Annotated in this window: 3 protein-coding genes; all 3 read left to right on the top strand. The window is 72.5% G+C overall.

The window, feature by feature from the left end; genetic code table 11:
• Window positions 1-1,022: molybdopterin-dependent oxidoreductase (locus tag G6028_RS04900; protein ID WP_182658223.1), on the top strand; the 1,022-nt coding region annotated here is incomplete at its 5' end.
• A gap of 74 nt (window positions 1,023-1,096) precedes the next feature.
• Complete coding sequence (gene sigK, locus G6028_RS04895) at window positions 1,097-1,678, top strand: ECF RNA polymerase sigma factor SigK (RefSeq protein ID WP_042329923.1); 582 nt, start codon at window positions 1,097-1,099, stop codon at window positions 1,676-1,678.
• A complete protein-coding gene (locus G6028_RS04890) occupies window positions 1,675-2,535 on the top strand; it encodes an anti-sigma factor (RefSeq protein ID WP_182658222.1) in 861 nt (286 codons plus the stop codon). The genes sigK and G6028_RS04890 overlap by 4 nt, the downstream gene beginning before the upstream one ends.
• Window positions 2,536-2,593 lie beyond the last annotated feature (58 nt).

The raw sequence follows: 2,593 nt of genomic DNA, 5'->3' as shown, positions 1-2,593 counted from the left end.
CGGGCGCGACCGGGGTGGCACTGACCCGCCGCGCGGCCGACGCGCTCGCCGAGCGCACGGGCCTCCAGCTGCCACGGGTGTTGAGCCGCAACGCCGCCCCACCGGTCCCGGAGGGGATCGTTCCCGATGCCCTCGGGGTCACCCCGTTCGTCACGTCCAACGAGGAGTTCTACCGCATCGACACCGCGCTGCGCGTCCCCGCGCTGACCACCGCGGACTGGCGGCTGCGGATCCACGGGATGGTGGAGAGGGAGATCGAACTGGACTGGCAGTCACTGACGAGCAGGGAGTTCCTGGACCGGATCGTCACCCTGACCTGCGTGTCCAACGAGGTCGGCGGCAACCTCGCCGGCAACGCGACCTGGACCGGCTTCCCGATCGCCGAACTGCTCGCCGAGGCCGGCCCCCTTCCCGAGGCCGACATGCTGCTCTCGACCTCCGTCGACGGGTGGACGGCGGGCACCCCGCTCGAGGCCCTCACGGACGGCCGGGACGCCCTGCTGGCCGTCGGGATGAACGGCGAACCCCTGCCGCTCGAGCACGGGTACCCGGTCCGGCAGGTCGTGCCCGGCCTGTACGGCTACGTCTCCGCCACCAAGTGGGTGGTGGACTGGGAGGTCACCCGATTCGACCGCGCCAGCGCCTACTGGACCGACCGGGGGTGGGGTGAGCGGGGACCCATCCTCACCGCGAGCCGGATCGACAGGCCCGCCCCCCTGGCCCAGCTGGAGCCCGGCCCCGTCGTGGTGGCCGGGACGGCATGGGCCCAGCGCCGGGGCATCGACCGGGTGGAGGTACAGGTCGACGACGGTCCGTGGAACGAGGCGACGCTCGCCGAGGAGTACTCGATCGACACCTGGCGCATGTGGTCGTGGACCTGGGACGCCGAGCCCGGCCTGCACACGCTGTCGGTCCGGGCGACCGACTCGACCGGTGAGGTGCAGACGGAGACTCGACAACCGCCGATCCCCACCGGGGCCACGGGCTGGCACAACCGCACGTTCCGGGTGTCGGGGACATGACCGTCCTCGACACACCCCTCCTCACCACCCGCCCGTCCCGTGCGTTCGGACCACCTCGCATTAGACTGTCCCCCGTGTCCGAGCCCACCGCCCCGTCGCTGGCCGATCCGGGGCGCCTCCTGGAGCTCTCCGCGGCCGGGGATCTCGATGCCTTCGCCCGCTTCTACGACCTCATGGCGCCCCGTGTGCACGGTCTCGCACTCCGGGTCCTGCGCGACCCCGGGTACGCCGAGGAGACCGTCCAGGAGGTGTTCCTCCAGGTCTGGAAGCAGGCCTCGGGGTACAGCCCGAAGCTCGGGTCGGTCCACTCCTGGGTACTGACCATCGCCCACCGGCGAGCGGTGGACAGGGTGCGGTCCGAGAGCTCCGCGGCCCGGCGCGACGAGGCGGACGCCGCCGCGGGGATCACGCACTCCGGCGACATCGCCGACCAGGTGACCGAGGAGATCACCCGGGAAGAGGACGCCGCGGACATCCGTCGATGTCTCGGGGAACTCACCGAGAACCAGCGCGAGTCCATCGAGATGGCGTACTTCTCCGGGTTGACCTACCGGGAGGTCGCCGACCAGCTGGGGTCCGCACTGCCCACGATCAAGTCACGAATCCGCGACGGCCTGCGCCGTCTCAAGAGCTGCCTGGGAGGTGAGCTGTCATGACCGTCCGACACCACGATCACCCGGGGTCCCCGGACACGGTTCATCCCGAGGACCTCGACCTCTACGCCCTGGACGCGCTGGACCAGGAAGAGGCGGACGCCGTCGAGCAGGCGCTCGTCGCCGCGACCCCGGATCAACGCAGCTCGATGCTGGCCCACATCCGGTCCACTCGGGAGGTCGTGGCCGATCTGGTGGCCGACGCCGACCTCGACGTCCCGCCGCCGCCATCCCTGCGCACCAGGGTGCTCGACCTGGTCACGGCGGAGGCCGGGACCGGACACGATGCGCCCACCCCGGATGCCGACGACACCGGTGACACCGGGGGCGCGGCGGTGGTCGACCTGAGCCAGATGCGCGAACGCCGGCGCCCCGGGACCTGGACCTTCCTCGCCACCGCGGCGGCGGCCATCGTGTTGGTGGCCGCGGGGGTGACCATCGGGCGACTGACGGGCGACGCGGGACCGGAGGACAACCTCCCGGTCGCGTCCCCGCCCGCCGCGACGATGCCGGACGAGGTCACGTCCCTGCTCACGGCGCCCGACCTCGAGGTCTCGCGCGGTCAGGTGGGCGGCACCGGCAGCGCCACCGTGCTCGCGTCCAAGACGGCCGACATGGCGGTCATCTCCATGACCGGGATCCCGGAGCCGGCCGAGGGCCGCGCCTACCAGCTGTGGCTGATGGGTCCGGACCACGACCCGATCCCGGCGGGCACGATGGAGTCCGGCGAGGTGGGCCCGTCGCCCTCCGCCGAGCTCAGCGGGATCCGCAACTCCGCCCAGATCGGGATCACCGAGGAGCCCGCGGGCGGCTCCCCGGCCCCCACGGGTGAGGTACTGCTGGCCCTCGACCTGGCCTGAGCGCGCGACCCGGCCTGAGCGCGCGACCCGGCCCGAGCGCGCATCCTGGCCCGAGGGG

It is taken from the genome of Dietzia cercidiphylli, assembly GCF_014145145.1.
In the GTDB taxonomy this organism is placed as follows: Bacteria; Actinomycetota; Actinomycetes; order Mycobacteriales; family Mycobacteriaceae; genus Dietzia; species Dietzia natronolimnaea.
The sequence above is the reverse complement of the archived record's forward strand: the minus strand, read 5'-3'. Positions and strand labels throughout refer to the sequence as shown.

Excerpts from the sequence above, each read along its gene's own strand:
- G6028_RS04890 (WP_182658222.1), top strand. The coding sequence starts at position 1,675 with ATGACCGTCCGACACCACGATCACCCGGGGTCCCCGGACACGGTTCAT.